General features: G+C 77.2%; 1 pseudogene. It reads left to right on the forward strand.

Going from position 1 to position 302, the window contains the following annotated elements:
- Positions 1-302, forward strand: a pseudogene (locus JHD82_RS30195) (hypothetical protein); the annotation flags it as partial.

Below are 302 nucleotides of genomic sequence, written 5' to 3' on the forward strand. Positions count from 1 at the left end.
CTGCTGCAGGACTGGCCGGCGCCGGCCTTCACGGCGCCCTTCGATCTTCTGACCACGGCGGACGACGCGCTCAAGGCGCGTCTTTTGTCGTTGCCCGGTGGCGGCTGGCTGTCGCGCCGGCTGCGCCCTGTCTCTTATACACATCTCCGAGCCCACGAGACGCTGACGTTGATCGCGTATGCCGTCTTCTGCGTGAAAAGGGGGGGGGGGGGGGGGGGGGGGGGGGGGGGGGGGGGGGGGGGGGGGGGGGGGGGGGGGGGGGGGGGGGGGGGGGGGGGGGGGGGGGGGGGGGGGGGGGGGGG

The sequence above is a fragment of the Delftia sp. ASV31 genome, from assembly GCF_016428765.1.
In the GTDB taxonomy this organism is placed as follows: domain Bacteria; phylum Pseudomonadota; class Gammaproteobacteria; order Burkholderiales; family Burkholderiaceae_C; genus Comamonas; species Comamonas acidovorans.